Consider the following 16,141-nt stretch of genomic DNA (forward strand, 5'->3'; position numbering starts at 1 on the left):
GGTCACCAATTTACCTCTGTCGCCGGGCGCACTAGTATTAGTATCACACCGAATACTTGGACGATCTTGCCAACATGAGTCACCAGCGGGAAACCGCGAACACCCTCTACAGGGCCCTGTTGGGCGAAGCGGTCAGTGCCCCTGACCTGGACCGGGCCAGGGCCTGGTTCGGGCGCCAGGGAACGCCGCTGGATGACAGGAGTTTCGCCGCATACATGCACGCCCTGCAGGACGGCCTGGACGCCGACAGCCCACTCGCAGCGCTGGTGCCAAAGTGGCGCCGGGCCTACCGTGACAGGGTGGGTTTCGACGAGCGCTCGGCCGCCAGTTTCTTGCAGGATTACACCAGTCACCTTGATCCAAACCTGCTGTTCCAGGCCACCATTACCGCCGGTTTCGCACGCTGGGACCAGCGGCGACTCGAGCAGGGGTTCGCCTACGGCAGCCAGAGCGAGCAGGCGTGGAGCCTGCTTTGCGTTGACGGGGGCGGCGCGCGCCTGCGCGCGGGCGGCCGTGACCTGGCCCTGGCCACCGGCCAGGTACTGCTGGTGGAGCCGGGGGCCCTCTACAGCCTGCACCCCCTGCACGGTCATCGACACTGGGCCTACCACTGGGTGGTATTCCACCCGGACTCGCGCTGGCGCGACTGGTTGCGCTGGCCGCACTTTGCCACCCACGTGAGTCATCTGCGCCTGCCCGCAGAGGCACAGGATACGGTGATCAGGTTGTTCCGTGAACTCGATGACAGCCTGCGCTCCAGTCGGGACATGGCAATGGAGTTGTCACACAATCTGCTCGAACAAGTGATATTGCGCTGTCGCGCACAACTGCCCCCTGGGTTCCAGCTTCATCTCGACCCCCGTGTCGAGCGCGCCAGGGCCTATATCGAAGGCCACTATCATCAGCCCTTTACCCTGGCGACCGTGGCCAGTGCCGCCAGCATGTCTGCGTCCCGGCTGGCAAGCCTGTTCAAGGCGCAGTGTGGGCTGAGTGTTATGGGGTACCGCGACGAACTGCGCATGGTGCGGGCGGCGCAGTTGCTGCGTAACCATGCCATGGGCATTGCCGCGGTTGGCGAAGCCGTGGGCTATCCCGACCCGGCGTATTTTTCGCGCACCTTCAGCCGTCACGTTGGTGTGTCACCCAGGGAGTACCGACGCCAGGGCTGAGTTACCCGGCGAACAGGCGCGCCGATCGTGGGCGCGAGGTGCAGTGTGATGGGGCGCTGCCTGGTCGTCTGCCCTATATCTCGTTCGGTACGTTGTAGGCCTGCTGGTAGCGGCGAAACAGTGGCCGGTCCCTGCTGCGCTGCTCATCCACTGTGTATCGGTGCTTGCCGAACTGCCCCTGGGGCTTGGCTTTCAGGTAGGCAAGCATCCTCTCTCTTGCCACCGCGGTCAGTGTGAGCTGGAAGTGGCGGTAAATGGCCTCGATACACTCCATGGGTGTGTCCATCAAGTCCTGGTACCGTGAGTCGATAATGCTGGCTTCCGGCACCAGGCCAGCCTCACGCTGCGCCATGACATGCTCCAGCCGCTGTGCCGTGGCCTCACCCATAATGATGTTTTCGAACAGCGCCGCATTGAATGGCTGGTCGCTGCGCATGCTGTACAGCGTGCCCATCAGGCTGGTGGTGGAGGCCATGCACTTGATGGGGTCGCGGTGTGTCTGCACGATACGGGCGTCGGGGTAGACCTCGAGCAGTGTATCGAGGTGTACCTGGTGTTCCGGCGCTTTCAGCAGCCAGCGTTGGCGCGGGTTCTTCCATTGCAGGATCTGCAGGATGGTCTTGTGGTACTGGTAAACCGGCAGATAGTCGGCCCCGGCGCACCATTGGCTGTAGCCCGGTGTTTGATGCAGCGCGGCGATCTGGTCGCTGATGAAGGTGCCCACCATGAGCTGACCGCATTCGGATGGAATTCTGCCGCCCATCTCGTGCATGCTGGCGAACGCCGGTGCCACCCGGTTCCATTGTGTTGCCAGTTGGTGCGCCCGCTCTATGCGGGGGTCGTTGTGGTAGCTCGACTGCTCGGGCGGCGGGCACGGCATCATCGCCTCCCAGGTCAGCGGCACGCCCACATCCGGGTCTTGCGCGAGCAGTTCAAACAGGATCGAGGTGCCCGAGCGCGGCAGGCCGGTTATGACCATGGGCGCCTCGATCTTCTCTTCGAGAATCTCCGGGTGCCGTTTGAGCGTGTCGGTAACCTGCAGCCGGGTGACCAGCCAGAGCAGCACATCATTCCTCGCCATCAGCCGACCCATCAGCGTGAGCTGCGCCTCGTCCTCCAGCGCTTTTATCAACACTCGGAACGGTTCCAGCCAGCTTGTGCCGCCAAAGTCGGACAGGCCGGTCATCCGGCGGGCGTGGCTGACCAGGGAGTCCTCGTCCAGGGGTACTACCGCGGCAAGATTGAAATAGCTGCCCTCGGTGTTGACGGTAGCCAGCCAGTCCGGCTGCGGAGGCGCTGTCCAGACAGGAGGAGATGATTGGCTCATGACTATACTCTCGTTCGCTGCAGGCGGGTGCCCGGATTGCCTAGTAAGGGAAGCGTTTCAGAACGCCAGTGCGGCGTGCCTGTAACTGTGCTTTACGCTGTTGTGGCGTCAGCTTGCGAACCGAGTCGCCAAGGATCGAGCGCAGCTCGGTAGCGGCTACGCGCTGGCACTGCGGCTGCGGGTAGTGCGTGGCATTGATCCAGCGCACGGCGATGTAACCTTCTCCGTGGCCGGAGGGGTCCAGCCAGTTGGGCACCCCGGGGTCATCGTGTGCGACCACGAGTATCAGCTCACCATTGTCTTCCAATTGCGCATGGTGGCAGTTGGTACTGCACAGGCGATAGCGGTAGTCCATGGACTCCCACCAGTAGTTGCCGAACTCCACCGCCCAGTAGCTGGCCTCCGGCGGGGTGACGCGTATTACCAGCGCTTCATCTTCCGCCACCTGCCAGAAGCAGATCAGCGGCTCGCCTCCCGGTGTCGCATCAATGGCGTTGTCGTCGAGCTGCCGGTAGGACACGAACTCGCCGGGGCGCGCTTTCCAGCGTTGCAGCATGTCTGTCCAGTAGCCGGTGGATTCCCTCACCCACCTCGCCGTATCGGCCAGGCCCTGCTGAAGCTGTTCCGGGGTCAGCATCGGATCGTGTTCAGTCTCGCTGAGGCAATCGATGCGCGCTGTCATGGGTTCCTCGTTCTCCCAGTCGGCAAAGAACTGGCGAAAAGTCACCCGCCAGGCGCCCGGGGTGGTCTTGATGAAGTTGCCGGGTTGTTCTTCCGGCCCGATGAGGATTTCAAACGAGCCGTCCTCCTCTGTCTCTATGTCGCTGTCGATCAGGTTGCCGATCACCCGGCCGCCCCAGGGTGTATCACCGTCCTCCAGCACCGTTACGGCGAAATAGCGCGCGCTGCCACGGCGGCCAGACACGCGGTAGGTGTGCGTGCCGTTGATCGGCGCGCCAACATACAGTGCATCGGTGTTGTCGCCGCCCTGTTTCCGCAGGGGGTCGAAATAGTGCAGGAGCTCGGGAAAGGCGGGGTCGTTGTTTTCCAGCTGGAACTGCATTCCCAGGGCGATGTTCCTGGCCAGAAGCCTGAAGCCCTTGGCGCGGTCGATATCCCGGCTGGGTGCGCCGTCACGGAATACCAGTTCGCCGGCCTGTTTTAGCTGCTCGCAGAAATCGGCCCAGCTGGCTCTGAGTTCCGCATCGTGAGGGTTGTCACCGAACATATAACAGGCTCCTGCCACGTAAACCGTTTCAGTCTATCGCTACAGGATAGTCCAGAAGTGTCGTCCGAACCCGCGGAATGCGCCAGCCGGTTGTTACAGCGCGCTCGGGCATTATTGGCTGCCCATCCCGGATGGGTCGGCGACACATGCCGGCTACGGGCGCCTGGGCCCGCGTCAGTCTGCGGTGGCGGCTTTGACCTCTTCAATAATCGGCTTCCAGAAGCCCGCGGGAGTGGCATAGGGTGTGTAGAGACTCAGTCGGTCAGGCATTGAGCCGTACTTCTCGGCCAGCCGGGTGGCAACATTCTGCGGTTCGTCGTAAATACAGAAGGCCTCGAAAAACTTGTCGTCAATGAGGTCCGCCAATTGGTCCCACTTACCTTCCTTGGTCAACCGGTTCGCCTCTGGCTGCAGGTCCTCATAGCCGATCGCAGCCATGGGGGGTATGTAGGCCGGTGTGGAGGCATAGAATCCAAGCAGGCCCTTGATACTGGCCTTGGCGGCCTGCATGGCGGCTTCGTCCTCACCGGTGGCGATCATCGCGCCCAGCGAAATGATGAAATCGGATTCGGTCTTGTCGGCTTTTGCCAGCCCTTTTTTCACGGCGGGCAGGGCATGCTGCTCGATGAAGGTCTGGTTGTTGAAGGGATGCATGATGATTCCGTCGGCCACTTCGCCCGCCACCTCGGTCATTTTCGGACCCAGTGCGCCCAGCAGGACAGGCGGCTTGCCGTAGGGGTTTTCGCCCGCGTTGAACATGGGCGTCATCAGCGTGTGACGGGTAAACTCGCCTTGAAAATCCAGCCGCTTGCCGTCCTGCCAGCAATCGAAGAATGCCTTGATGGCCAGGATGTGCTCGCGCATTCGGGCAGCCGGGCGCGAGAATTCACAGCCGAAGCGGTTTTCAATATGCGTCTTTATCTGTGAACCCAGGCCGAGGAGGAACTTGCCCTTGCTGAATTTCTGCAGGTCCCAGGCCTGGTAGGCGAGATGGGACGGGTTGCGCGGGAAGGCAACGGCTATGCCGGTGGCGATGTCCAGTTGCGGCGCATGCTCGGAAGCGAGTAACAGCGGAAAGAACGGGTCGGTGTTCCCCTCGAGGGTATACACCCCGTCGAATCCTTCAGCTGCCAGGCGCCGGGCCTCTTCGGCTGCGTTCTCTACGGTGGCGTAAAACGGTGCGTCAATGCTTAACATGGGCAGGTTTCCCTAGTTGTTTTCAACAGTATCGTCGGTGACGTTGCGGTTGCACTCAAACCAGCCCGGGCTCACCACGCCCTCGTGCTCGCCATGGAACCGGCACTGTACCAGCGAACGCCGATATTCCGTTCGCCTGGGGCTGGCAAACGTGTGGGTAATATCGATTTCCGTCCCCGTTACCGGGATAAGATCTGCGCTGATCACCGTGTCGTTTTCACAGCTTAGCGAGATTTTCCCCTGCACGGCCTGCTCCGGAGCGCCAGCATTGTAGTCCACTTGGAAGTCCACGTCGGTGAGGTTGAGCATTTCGCCGTCGGCCCCCTTGAAGTAGCCCATCTTGATGGGGGGCCACTCGGGAATCCTGACCACGGTCGCCTGCAGGCTGAAATCCTCGTTGTTGATAACCAGGAAGGACCACTCCATGTCCCAGGGTCTCGGCCCCCAGGAGTGATCGCGTTCGCCGCGCACCTGGCAGGTTTGCGCGTGACCATCAATAGTGGCCGCGCACTCAGCTTTGATGGGCTGTTCATAGCGGTTGGTCGAATAGCCCTGGGCGCTGTGGCTCTCGACTTCACCCGCACCCCTGGAGTGGGGCGGCGCGACAGCTTCCAGTGTCAGGTTCAGGGCTACCGGCAGGACCATGCCCAGGCGCTGGCCACTGATCACCCTGGCAAAACCGCTGACGTCCAGGGTGCCGTTCAGCAGCGGCTCCCCGGGGGTGTAACTGAACTCCAGGCCCCAGCCCTCATAGTTAAAGGCCTTGCCTGTGCTGTCCAGCTGCAGGGCCGATAGTGGCAGGCGATATTCCTCAATCATCAACCATTCCTGGTTGTGATAGACGAACAACCAGAACAGCACCCGATTTTGTCCCGGATGCCAGCCAACCCTGCAGTGGCCGGCGAAGGTGGCGTCTTCGCTGTACCAGTCGAAGAAATAGGACTCGTTCCAGTCCGCGTGATCCGGGCTGAAGGGATGCGTGTATTCGTCCTCGGCGACAATACCAAACTGACTGATGTCAAAGGATGGGCTCATGATCTTGTACTCCCGGGTTTGATGCCTGCGCTATAGCTGGCGTTGCCCGCCGGATTTGGTTCGGCCTTGCCGACCGGGTTCCGGTTCGAGCGGGTAACGGGTCGAGGCAATGGGCTGCGCTCCCATGCCTCTCTCTGCGTGTCTTGCATTGCTTACTATACGATCGGATAGCGTATAGACTATACGGTCGCATAGTCGTGTATAAGGGTCAAGACGCATGCTTTTCCTAACGGTTCAGGTGAGCGACCTGGCGACGGAAAAGTGAAACGGGCAGCGCTATTGCAGGGGACAGGTGTTGTGAACAGTGATAAAACTTGCCGCCGGACTGCCATCCTCGAGGCCGCGGCAGAACTTTTTGGCCAGGTGGGGTTCGAGGGTGCGTCAATGACAGCCGTGGCCAGCGCCGCAGGTGAGAAAAAGACCCTCGTGCAGTATCACTTCCGATACAAACACCAGTTATGGGAAGAGACGGTGGCCCATGTCTGGCGGCAACGCGATGAGGCCTTACCGAAGTATGTGAAGACGGCGTTGGAGGACATCTCCGCGCTGGAGACCATGGAAGACTTGTGTCGGTACATCCTGGAGTTCACCTTCGCCAACCCTACCTGGGTGAAGATCATGTTCCAGGAGGCCTCCACCCCGGGGCCGAGACTGGACTGGATGGTGGAGCAATTTTTTACCAGGGACTTTGCTGGTGGAAAAGCGGTGGTGGAGATGGCCCAGGCCCGCGGGGTATTGCCCGAGGTGGACCCGATGCACCTGTTGTACACACTGTCGGGCGCCCTGATTTACCTGGTGAATGTGGCGCCCATCATCGAGCGCGTGACAGGGCAGCACGCTGCCGATGAGGTCTTCATAGAGCATTATGTCGCGACATTGCTGCAGATTTTGTCAGGCGTGAAGTCGACGCGAGGCGGGTAGTGCAGTGTCTTGGGACCCGAGCGGCAGCCTGCTCGCCGCGGCAGTAACTACGAAATTGGCCTGAGTCTTCGAGGGTGGAGAATCAGGGATATGTAAAGGGAGGGTTGTGGTGAATAAGGTGGTGAAAGAGAGCGCGAGTCATGCGGGAGTGACGCTGGTCACTGGAGGCGCCAGCGGTATGGGCCTGCTGCTGACGAAAAAGCTGGCGGCGCGGGGTGACAAGATCGCCGTGGCCGACGTCAATCCGCTGCCTGCGGATGATGCCATCGCCTCCAACCCAGGCGTCACTGCCTTCATTTGCGATATGTCAGATACCGCCGCAGTCGAGAACATGGTGGCGGAGATATCCAGCCGTCTCGGGGAGGTCACCCGGCTGATTCACTGCGCCGCTATCATGCCCGCAGGGGACCTGAGCGAGATGGAGGCGACACAGACCAACCGGGTGATGGCCATTAATTACATGGGAACGGTGAATATCACCAGGACGGTACTGCCGGGCATGCTGGCGCGAGACGCGGGTGCCATTGCCGTGATCGGCTCAATGGCGGGCAGCGTGTTGACCCACGGCATGGGTGCTTACTGTGCGTCGAAGGCGGCCACGAACACCTATATGGAAGTGCTGCAGGAAGAGAACAGGCACAACAAGGTGCAGATTCTGCTGATCTGCCCGCCGATGGTAAATACGCCACTGGTAGACCAGGCACTGGACGGCGGACCCAAGAGTCTTGGCCTGGCAAAGTCGACAAATCGCATGGCGTCACCGGAATCCATAGTCGATGCAATCCTGGGTGGACTGGAAAACGGCGCCTCCACGGTACGGCCCGGCGAGGCCGGCTTCATGATGTGGCTGCGTCGCTTTTCGCCCGCTTTGCTGTGGTGGATCATGCGCAAGGCGAATGCGCGCTAGGGCGCTGGCAGCGGTCGCGCTTGCGCCAGCAGAATTATTTTCTCGCCCGCTGTAACTTTTTGCCGGGCTGTTGCGAATTGGGTAGTACACCCACAACAGCAGGACGGCGCACCATGTTCAAGAAACATTTTCTGGCTCTTACACTCACCCTGGCCGGTACCCAGGCTATGGCCCAGCAGGGTATCGAGTATGAGGTTTCCATTACCAATCTGTCTCCCGGCCAGTCATTTACCCCGCAACTGGTGGTGACGCACCCCGGTAATGTCAGGCTTTTCCGTATTGGCAACCCGGCCCGGGAAACGCTGGAGATACTCGCCGAGGGCGGTGACACCGGGCCGCTGGCGGAGCGCCTGGCACCTTCGGCGGATGAGGTGAAGACAGTGGACGGGTTGCTGGGCCCGGGCCAGACCGTCACCACCACCATCAATGCGACTGACGCGCGCCACTTCCTGAGTATCGCGGCCATGATGATTCCGACCAACGATACCTTCATGGCGCTGAACCGGGCCCGGCTGCCGGTCGCGGGCACGGCGACCTTTACGGTGCCTGCCTACGATGCCGGTACCGAAGCGAACGACCAGGACTGCGCCAATATCCCGGGACCCACCTGTGGCGGCGTTGGTTATGTCGGTGCACCCGCTGAGGGTGACGAGGGCTTTGTCCACGTCAGCAACGGCATGCACGACCTGGGCGGCGATACGCTGTCGCCTGCATTATATGATTGGCGGAACCCGGTTGCCCGAATCAGTGTCAGACGCATGAGATAAGCAGATAATGGCCCGGCGGCCACCAGTGGGTGGCTGCCAGCCCGGGAAGCATGCCGACACCTGAACAGCGAGACTATGCCGCAGACGACGTACGTTGGGGGGTACTTATGTCCAGCGCACAGGCAGGTAACGAGGCGGATTACCGCCAGTTACTGTCAGAGCTTTCTACTGTGGTGAATCGCTACCTGGTTTCCCGGTTCGGCGGCTATGAGTTTACCGAGGACTGTGTGCAGGAGGTGCTGATCGCAGTCCATGAGGCACGACATACCTATGACCCGCGCAAGCAGTTCAGACCCTGGTTATTTGCCATTGTCCGGCATAAAACCATCGACGCCATCCGCAGGCAGAAAGCCCGTGAGAATCAGCAGGCGCAGCATTGTCTGGCCGAAGAGCCCAGCGTCAGCGACGCGTCCCTGTATGCAGAGGTCAGCGGAGGGCGCCTGATCGCTGCGTTGTCGCCGGCACATCGGGAGGCAATTACACTCACCAAGATCCTGGGTTATACGGCGGCGGAAGCCGCATCCAGGCTCGAAATATCGGAGAGCGCGATGAAAGTGCGTATACATCGCGCGATCGCCAGGTTGCGCAAATTAATGGAGAAGGAAGCGCTGTGAACGAGCGAGACATGCTCATTGATAGATTGGCAGATGATCTGCAGCCGGTCCGTAGCGTCGGCCCCCGCCTGGGTCGCGGTACGCTGTTGTGGCTCACCCTCAGCGCCGTTTATGTCGCAGTAATGACAGCCTTGATCGGGCCGCTGCGGCCCGGGGCGATGGAACAGCTGGTCACGCACCCGCGTTTTCTGGCTGAATGCCTGGCCGGGGTGCTGGCCATCGCGGTGCTTGCACGGGTGGGTTTTCGCTCTGCCATACCCGGTGCGCTGTCGCGCAGGGCCCTGGCTATAGCGGCTGGCCTGACCCTGCTCTGGCTGCTGAACTACGTGGTGGGGTTTGTGAGCCCGGCTTTGGAACCGAGCATGCTTGGCAAGCGCCCCCACTGTTACCTTGAAACGCTGGTACTCGGGCTGCCGCCCGCGCTCGCAGCGGTATACTGGCAGCACAAGCTGTTCCCGCTCAGGCCGCTGCTGAGCGCCGCGCTCATCGGGCTGGCTGCGGGATTGCTGCCGGCGCTGTACATGCAGATCGCCTGCATGTACGCACCGGGCCACATCCTGATGTGGCATATTCTGCCCGGGGTCCTGGTTGCGTGCCTGGCGCCCCTGGCGCTGGTGCCGGGTCTGCTGCGCCGCGGCTGAACCGGTGGCAGGCACGGGCTGCGCTGTCAGTCGCGGTTCTTCGCTTCTATCCACTGCGACATGTACTGGGTGCTCCTGTGCAAATGGTGCCGCAGCATGGCCCCGGTAAAGTTATCCAGCCGGTGCTGCGCAAGGTTCTGCTGCAGCTCCTGAATGCGTTCCAGCAAGTACTGGTCGTGATGTCGCCGGCAAAAACGCTCGGTTACTATGCGGTAGCCGTTTTCCTGTGCCTGCTGCCAGCGTGCACTATCCTCGTGCAGCGTCACCGCGTGCCTGGCTAGCTGTTCGACCTGGTCGCTGACTGCGCCGGCAAATGGCAGCTCGCCTGCCATGCCTTCGGCGCCGATGCTGGTAGTGACGCTGGGCGTGCCGCAGGCCATCGCCTCGGCAATTTTTCCTTTCAGCCCGGCGCCAAAGCGCAAGGGCGCGAGGTTGACGCGAGCCGCGCGCAGCACGGCGGCGGCGTCATCGGCCCGGCCCATGATATGCAGGCCCTGCCGCGGGTTGTGCAGCGCGGTGGCTTTGGGCGGGGTGTAGGCGCCGTATACCCGGCACTCGGCCTGCGGCAGTAAAGCGCGAATCCGCGGCCAGATAGCTTCTTTCAGCCAGCGCACCGCGTCCCAGTTGGGTGCGTGCCGGAAATTACCGATCGCGACGAAGCCTGCCCGCTCATCAAAACCCGGTGCGCGATGCCCTGGTGCCTCTGGGGCGTAGCACAGCGGATAGTAGTGCAACAGTGAGGGATCAACCCGGAACAGGTCCGTCAGCAACCGCTGTTCGGCCTCAGAGATAATCAGCGACAGGTCGCAGCGCAGGATGCTCGCTATTTCCCGCTGTGCCAGCTCCGTGAATAACAGGGAAGGGCCCGGTGGCGGGTTCACTACACCCTGTTTTTTGAAGGCGTCATGGCGTGCCTGGCGCAGGCAGACGAGATCCTCCGTGTCGAGGATGCGCAGCGCGTCGGGACAATTCTTTTCCACGCGCCAGCCGAACTGCTCCTCCATCATAAAGCGGTCAAACAATACCGCCTGTGGCTGAAGCTGGCTGATGAAGGCATCGAAGCTGCTGTGGTTCAGCGCGATCTCAGCGCAGTGAATGCCCTCACGGGCCAGGTCGGCCATGTGCTCAGAGTGGCCTGCCGGGCTGGCAAAGGTGATGTCCCAGCCGCTGCTGCGGAACAGGTTCAGCAGTGACATCATATGGGCGCCCGCAGCGGTGGATGCCGGCTCTGGCCAGACGTAACCAATGATCAGAAGGCGTTGCATGAACAGATAATCCCTTGACCCTGGGGCCGTGCGGTGAATCGCCGGAGTTGGGCTAAAAAGGGCAGTGTCCTATGCAGGGCCGGGCGTGGCAATGAGATTCAACGCCAGTGGGCAAGGCAATGCAGTGTTGGCGGGCCAGATGCAAGCGGGGCGCAGGAATCTCGCGTTGGTTCCTGGGCCCCGGTTTGTTGAAACAACGTATGCTTTCGCAAGCGCGTCCGTGCGCACCCGGTATGCCTGCTGACAGGGGCAGGGTACTACTTGATAAACAGCATCTCCTGGTACTTCGGCAGCGGCCAGAGCTCATCGGACACATAGCCCTCAAGGGTGTCCGCGGCAGCGCGAACTGCGTCCATGAGTGGGCGTATTTCCGTGGCACAGAACTGCATGTGCTCCTCGGTCGAGGGGAAATCGTGTTTCGCCAGCGCCGTTTCCAGACTGGCCGTGGCTGCAATCATCTCATTGAGTTTCGGTGCGACCGCCTCGGGGATAGAGGTGTCGAGCTCCACGCCTATGGCTGCAAGGCTTGCCGAGGTGCTCGCCAGGCTGCCGAGATAGGCGGTAGCTGCCGGGCAGATCATGGTGCGCGCCATATCGATGACCAGCTTGGCCTCTACCTCGATCGAGAGGATGTATTGTTCGGCGTAGACCTCGAAACGGCTCTCAAGCTCTACCGGGCTGAGCACGCCGGTACTGGAGAATAGCTCGATCACGGACGCTTCGCGCAGGGCCGGCAGGGCATCTGCGGTAGTGGGAATATTTTTCAGGCCGCGCTCCTCGACCGCCATGCGATGCCACTCCTCCGAGTAACCGTCACCGCCGAACACCACGTTGCCGTGCTGGTTCATCAATTCCTTGAGTACTGTCACCACGGCTTCAGCCTGGCTGCCAGCCGATTCGAGCGCCGTTTCCAGCCGTTCGGCAATCCAGTTGAGCGAATCTGCCAGCATGGTGTTCATGGCTACCAATGGGCCGGACACGGATTGCGAGGAGCCGACCGCGCGGAACTCAAAGCGGTTGCCGGTGAAGGCGAAGGGCGAGGTGCGATTGCGATCACCGGGATCGCGTTCGAAATTGAGAATCTGTGAAAGACCGAGATCCATCTTGCCGCCACCTGCACTGGTGTGGATGTTGCCCTCCTTGATATCGGTGAACACTTTTTCCAGTTGGTCACCAAGATACACCGAGAGGATCGCAGGGGGCGCTTCATTTGCTCCCAGCCGGTGGTCATTGGAGGCGGTGGCGATTACCGCTCGCAGCAAGGGACCGTGCAGGTGCACGCCACGGATCACCGCTCCGCAGAACAGCAGGAACAGCAGGTTGTCGTGTGGGGTAGAGCCCGGATCGAGCAGGTTGCCCTGGGTTGAATTTCCGACCGACCAGTTGACGTGTTTACCTGAGCCGTTTACGCCGGCGAAGGGCTTCTCGTGCAGCAGGCACATGAAGCCGTGCTTCTTCGCTGTGGCTTTCATCAGTGTCATCATCAGCTGCTGGTGATCTGCGGCGACATTGGCTGCCTCAAAGTAGGGGGCTATTTCAAACTGTCCCGGTGCCACCTCGTTATGGTGGGTTTTGGCAGGTATGCCGAGCTTGTAGAGCTGGTCTTCGAAGTCCTGCATGAAGACCTGCACTCGCGCAGGTATCGCGCCGAAGTAGTGATCGTCGAATTCCTGTCCCTTGGCCGGTGGTGCGCCAAACAGGGTGCGCCCCGCCAGCAGCAGGTCAGGGCGACTGTTGGCGAAATTCGCATCCACCAGGAAATATTCCTGTTCCGCGCCACAGCTGGAGTTGAGCGGCGCGACATCGGTTTCACCCATCAACTCGAGGACTCTTTGCCCGGCCTTGTTCATGGCCGCATTGGAGCGCAACAGTGGAATTTTCTTGTCGAGGGCCTCTCCGGTCCAGGACATGAAGACGCTCGGTATCATCAGCGTGGCGCCGTTGTCCGTTTGCATGATGTACGCCGGACTGGTGGGGTCCCAGGCGGTGTAGCCGCGTGCGGCGTTGGTCATGCGTAAACTGCCGTTGGGGAAGGAAGAACCGTCCGGTTCACCCTTTATCAGCAGGCTACCGGAGAACTCTGTTATCGCGCCGCCATCAGAGTTGGTGACAATGAATCCGTCGTGTTTCTCGGCGGTAATATTGGTCATGGGATAGAAAATGTGGGAGAAGAATTTCGCACCCTTGGAAACTGCCCACTCCTTCATGGCCGCGGCCACCACATCGGCCGTGGCCGGGTCCAGTGGTTCCCCGGTCTGCACGGTCTTCTTGATTGATTTGAAAGCTGTCTTGGACAGTGCCCACTCCATCCGGCGCAGGTCGAATACATCCTCTGCCCAGATCTTGCCAAGATATTCGGTTGGGGCCACCTGTTTCGGGGCGCGATTAGTGATGTGGTTAATGGCCTGCTGGCGGCCTGGGTTGGCACTCATGTTATTTCCTCGGTAGGGATGAAGGGCCTAAACAAGCCGCACCATAATGGGGAAGGCACGCCGCCGATTAGACTGATTGCGCGAGATGCTGCAATAGTCGGGCCAATAAGTGGGGAAGCCTGCAACTCGCTGTTTTCAATAGGATAAAAACGGCCACCCTGCAGGCAAGACGCAGGCCGGCAGGTGCAGAGACCGGGAAACGCCGCAAAAGGGTGCGTTTTCCGCAACCCTGTGCCCGCCGTTTGCCTTGCAGCCAGCGCTGCTGCCATGAACGAAACAATAACGTTTCGCGCCATACCGGTTTACGATCAAGGCATCACGCTGGCTGTGGTCATCCCCCTGCGTTGCTGATCGCCATCGCGTTCAACCCGTAAGTGATCAGGGCGCAAACACCGCTGGCTGGTGGGCGATAAGCCAATGCGTCTTATGCGGTATCGAACCGGGTTTGGGGTTACACTGCACAAGCGTCTGGTTCGCCAATCAACATGCCTGCAGAGGGCTCACGATAACAACATGCTTGGCCGCATTCTTTTACCATCGATCTTTGTGCTGCTTTCATACGGGTTCTGGGCAAGCAGCAGCTTCCAGGATATATCCGCTGGCGTGGCGCTTTTCCTCTTTGGAATGTTCTGCATGGAGCAGGGCCTGAAGATATTTGGTGGCAGCGGCCTGCAAAGGGTACTCGCGGCCAGCACCGACAGGCTTTGGAAGAGCCTGAGCTTCGGGATTGTTACCACCACGCTGATGCAGTCGTCCTCGCTGGTGTCGGTGCTGACAATCTCTTTCCTCAGTGCCCAGCTTATCGGGCTGGTGCAGGGTATCGGCATCGTTTTCGGCGCCAACCTCGGCACCACCACGGGCGCCTGGATCGTCGCCGGATTTGGCCTCAAGGTTAAGATTTCGGCTTATGCCATGCCGATACTGGTGTTTGGCGTAATACTCCTGAATCGGACCTCCGAGCGCTCCAAGGGTGTGGGCTGGGTACTGATTGGTATCGGTTTTCTCTTCCTCGGTATCCATTTCATGAAAGAGGGCTTTGCCTCCTACGCCGATACCATTGACCTGACCAAATATGCGATCCCCGGGCTGGCGGGACTATTGATATTCACCCTGGTCGGCATCGTGGCCACGGTAGTGATGCAGTCGAGTCACGCCACCATGACGCTTATCATTACAGCCCTGGCCGCATCGCAAATCACCTATGAAAATGCGCTGGCACTGGCGATCGGTGCGAACGTGGGCACCACCGTAACCGCCGTGCTCGGCTCGTTGAGCGCAAACGCCAGCGGTAAAAGGCTCGCCGCAGCGCACCTGATATTCAATGTGGTCACGGGTCTCGTTGCACTGGTACTCATCCATCCGCTGCAATGGGCCGTCAACGGGATCAGCGACTCGGTCGGTATTGCGCAGGATAACTACACCCTGAAGCTCGCCGTATTCCATACCCTGTTCAACTTGCTGGGTGTCCTGTTGATGATACCCATGATCCAGAAGATGGCTGATTTCCTGGAGCAGCGTTTCCGAGAAGAAACGGGGGACTTTGATCGGCCGCGCTACCTGAGCAGTTCGGCACTGGAAGTGCCGGCAGTGGCGCTGCACGCGGGTATTCGTGAGACCGAGCACCTGTTCAGGAATGCGCAGACACTGATCGCCCACGGGGTTTGCCTGAAGCGCTCACTGATCAACAGCGACGAGGATCTGCAGTCACTGATTGAACCGCGAGGTACCGTAATACCGATCGATATCGACGATATTTACAGCAAAACGATCAGGGACCTCTATGGCGACCTCATCACCTTTTTGAGCAAGGCCCAGGTCAGGGCTACGCCGGAGCTGGCACCGGCATTCGGCAACCTGCGGCGTGCCAACACCGAGGCGGTGAAGGCGATCAAGGCCGTAAAGCACCTGCACAAGAATCTCTTGCTCTACATGCGCAGCGACAATGAGCATTTGCGCCGCGAGTACAACCGTTTCCGCGTGAGAACAGGCAGCGTGATTCGCGAACTGCAGGCCCTGTATGACACCGATGACGCCTCCCTCAGGCTGTTGGCGCTTGATCAGATAAAGGTAGGCGTCCTCTACGGAGAGCAGATAACGCAGCAGAACATCGACACGTTGATCAGTTCAGGGAAAATCAACGCGAATCTCGCCACTTCGTTGATCAATGACAGTAACTACACAAAGATAATCGTCGATGCTCTGGTTGACATGACGGAAGCCTGGAACAAGGCTCTTTTGTCTGACGATACCCTCGAGGACATATTGTCCTTACAGCCTGAAGAGATCGAGAGTATCGCCGGCCAGGTGCACTGATAAACACACCACAAGGGATGAGTCCGTAATATGAACAGGAAAAAACTGCTGAAAAAACTGCAGTCTCTTCTCGACAAGCCCGACGGTGCCAGGAAGAAGGACATCAAGAAGCTGGACAAGGTTGTCAAAGAGCTGAAGCAGAAACAAAAGCGCCTTGAGCAGCGCCTGGAAGACACTCAGGATGAAAAAGAACGGAGCAGGTTGATCAAGGAGATCGAGGTCATCAAGCTGCAGCGCAGGAAGGGAATAGACGCGCACAGGCACCTGAAGGGTGAGCACATCGACGAAAGTATCGCTGGCCCGGATTGACAGCGTTTGCAGTGGT

Annotated in this window: 14 protein-coding genes; 8 read left to right on the forward strand and 6 right to left on the reverse strand. The window is 60.1% G+C overall.

What is annotated here, in order from left to right:
* Window positions 1–74 precede the first annotated feature (74 nt).
* Window positions 75–1,169: a helix-turn-helix domain-containing protein gene (locus F0M18_RS10355; RefSeq protein ID WP_149611355.1), complete on the forward strand. Its 1,095-nt coding sequence runs from the start codon at window positions 75–77 to the stop codon at window positions 1,167–1,169.
* A gap of 73 nt (window positions 1,170–1,242) precedes the next feature.
* Here F0M18_RS10355 and F0M18_RS10360 read toward each other — a convergent pair whose 3' ends face one another.
* The 4 genes from F0M18_RS10360 to F0M18_RS10375 all read right to left on the reverse strand — a co-directional run bounded on the left by F0M18_RS10360 (window position 1,243) and on the right by F0M18_RS10375 (window position 5,956).
* Window positions 1,243–2,496, reverse strand: coding sequence for a sulfotransferase family protein (locus F0M18_RS10360; protein WP_149611356.1), 1,254 nt, complete (start codon window positions 2,494–2,496; stop codon window positions 1,243–1,245).
* 40 nt (window positions 2,497–2,536) lie between these two features.
* Window positions 2,537–3,724 carry a DUF1214 domain-containing protein gene (locus F0M18_RS10365; RefSeq protein WP_149611357.1) on the reverse strand — a complete coding sequence of 396 codons (1,188 nt, stop codon included), beginning with the start codon at window positions 3,722–3,724 and terminating at the stop codon, window positions 2,537–2,539.
* Between the two features lie 174 nt (window positions 3,725–3,898).
* Window positions 3,899–4,921 carry a TIGR03617 family F420-dependent LLM class oxidoreductase gene (locus F0M18_RS10370; protein ID WP_149611358.1) on the reverse strand — a complete coding sequence of 341 codons (1,023 nt, stop codon included), beginning with the start codon at window positions 4,919–4,921 and terminating at the stop codon, window positions 3,899–3,901.
* A gap of 12 nt (window positions 4,922–4,933) precedes the next feature.
* On the reverse strand, window positions 4,934–5,956 hold the full coding sequence (locus tag F0M18_RS10375) for a hypothetical protein (RefSeq protein ID WP_149611359.1): 1,023 nt from the start codon (window positions 5,954–5,956) through the stop codon (window positions 4,934–4,936).
* 297 nt (window positions 5,957–6,253) lie between these two features.
* Between F0M18_RS10375 and F0M18_RS10380 the strand changes: the two genes are divergently transcribed.
* From F0M18_RS10380 to F0M18_RS10400, 5 genes are all read left to right on the forward strand, one after another.
* On the forward strand, window positions 6,254–6,877 hold the full coding sequence (locus F0M18_RS10380; protein ID WP_149611360.1) for a TetR family transcriptional regulator: 624 nt from the start codon (window positions 6,254–6,256) through the stop codon (window positions 6,875–6,877).
* Window positions 6,878–6,986: 109 nt separating this feature from the next.
* Window positions 6,987–7,784, forward strand: coding sequence for an SDR family NAD(P)-dependent oxidoreductase (locus F0M18_RS10385; protein ID WP_149611361.1), 798 nt, complete (start codon window positions 6,987–6,989; stop codon window positions 7,782–7,784).
* Window positions 7,785–7,897: 113 nt separating this feature from the next.
* On the forward strand, window positions 7,898–8,551 hold the full coding sequence (locus F0M18_RS10390) for a spondin domain-containing protein (RefSeq protein ID WP_149611362.1): 654 nt from the start codon (window positions 7,898–7,900) through the stop codon (window positions 8,549–8,551).
* A 50-nt stretch (window positions 8,552–8,601) separates the two neighbouring features.
* Window positions 8,602–9,165: an RNA polymerase sigma factor gene (locus tag F0M18_RS10395; RefSeq protein ID WP_149611363.1), complete on the forward strand. Its 564-nt coding sequence runs from the start codon at window positions 8,602–8,604 to the stop codon at window positions 9,163–9,165.
* Window positions 9,162–9,806, forward strand: a complete 645-nt coding sequence (locus F0M18_RS10400; protein ID WP_149611364.1) for an NrsF family protein — start codon at window positions 9,162–9,164, stop codon at window positions 9,804–9,806. Before F0M18_RS10395 ends, F0M18_RS10400 begins: the two co-directional genes overlap by 4 nt.
* 26 nt (window positions 9,807–9,832) lie before the next feature.
* Here F0M18_RS10400 and F0M18_RS10405 read toward each other — a convergent pair whose 3' ends face one another.
* Together F0M18_RS10405 and F0M18_RS10410 are read right to left on the reverse strand one after the other, a co-directional pair.
* Complete coding sequence (locus F0M18_RS10405; protein ID WP_149611365.1) at window positions 9,833–11,071, reverse strand: glycosyltransferase; 1,239 nt, start codon at window positions 11,069–11,071, stop codon at window positions 9,833–9,835.
* 257 nt (window positions 11,072–11,328) lie between these two features.
* Window positions 11,329–13,503, reverse strand: a complete 2,175-nt coding sequence (locus tag F0M18_RS10410; protein ID WP_149611366.1) for a glutamine synthetase III family protein — start codon at window positions 13,501–13,503, stop codon at window positions 11,329–11,331.
* Between the two features lie 513 nt (window positions 13,504–14,016).
* Between F0M18_RS10410 and F0M18_RS10415 the strand changes: the two genes are divergently transcribed.
* Together F0M18_RS10415 and F0M18_RS10420 are read left to right on the forward strand one after the other, a co-directional pair.
* Window positions 14,017–15,816, forward strand: coding sequence for a Na/Pi cotransporter family protein (locus tag F0M18_RS10415; protein ID WP_262500910.1), 1,800 nt, complete (start codon window positions 14,017–14,019; stop codon window positions 15,814–15,816).
* A gap of 30 nt (window positions 15,817–15,846) precedes the next feature.
* A complete protein-coding gene (locus F0M18_RS10420) occupies window positions 15,847–16,125 on the forward strand; it encodes a hypothetical protein (RefSeq protein WP_149611368.1) in 279 nt (92 codons plus the stop codon).
* Window positions 16,126–16,141: the final 16 nt, after the last annotated feature.

This window comes from Pseudohalioglobus sediminis (genome assembly GCF_008370495.1).
GTDB lineage: Bacteria > Pseudomonadota > Gammaproteobacteria > Pseudomonadales > Halieaceae > Halioglobus.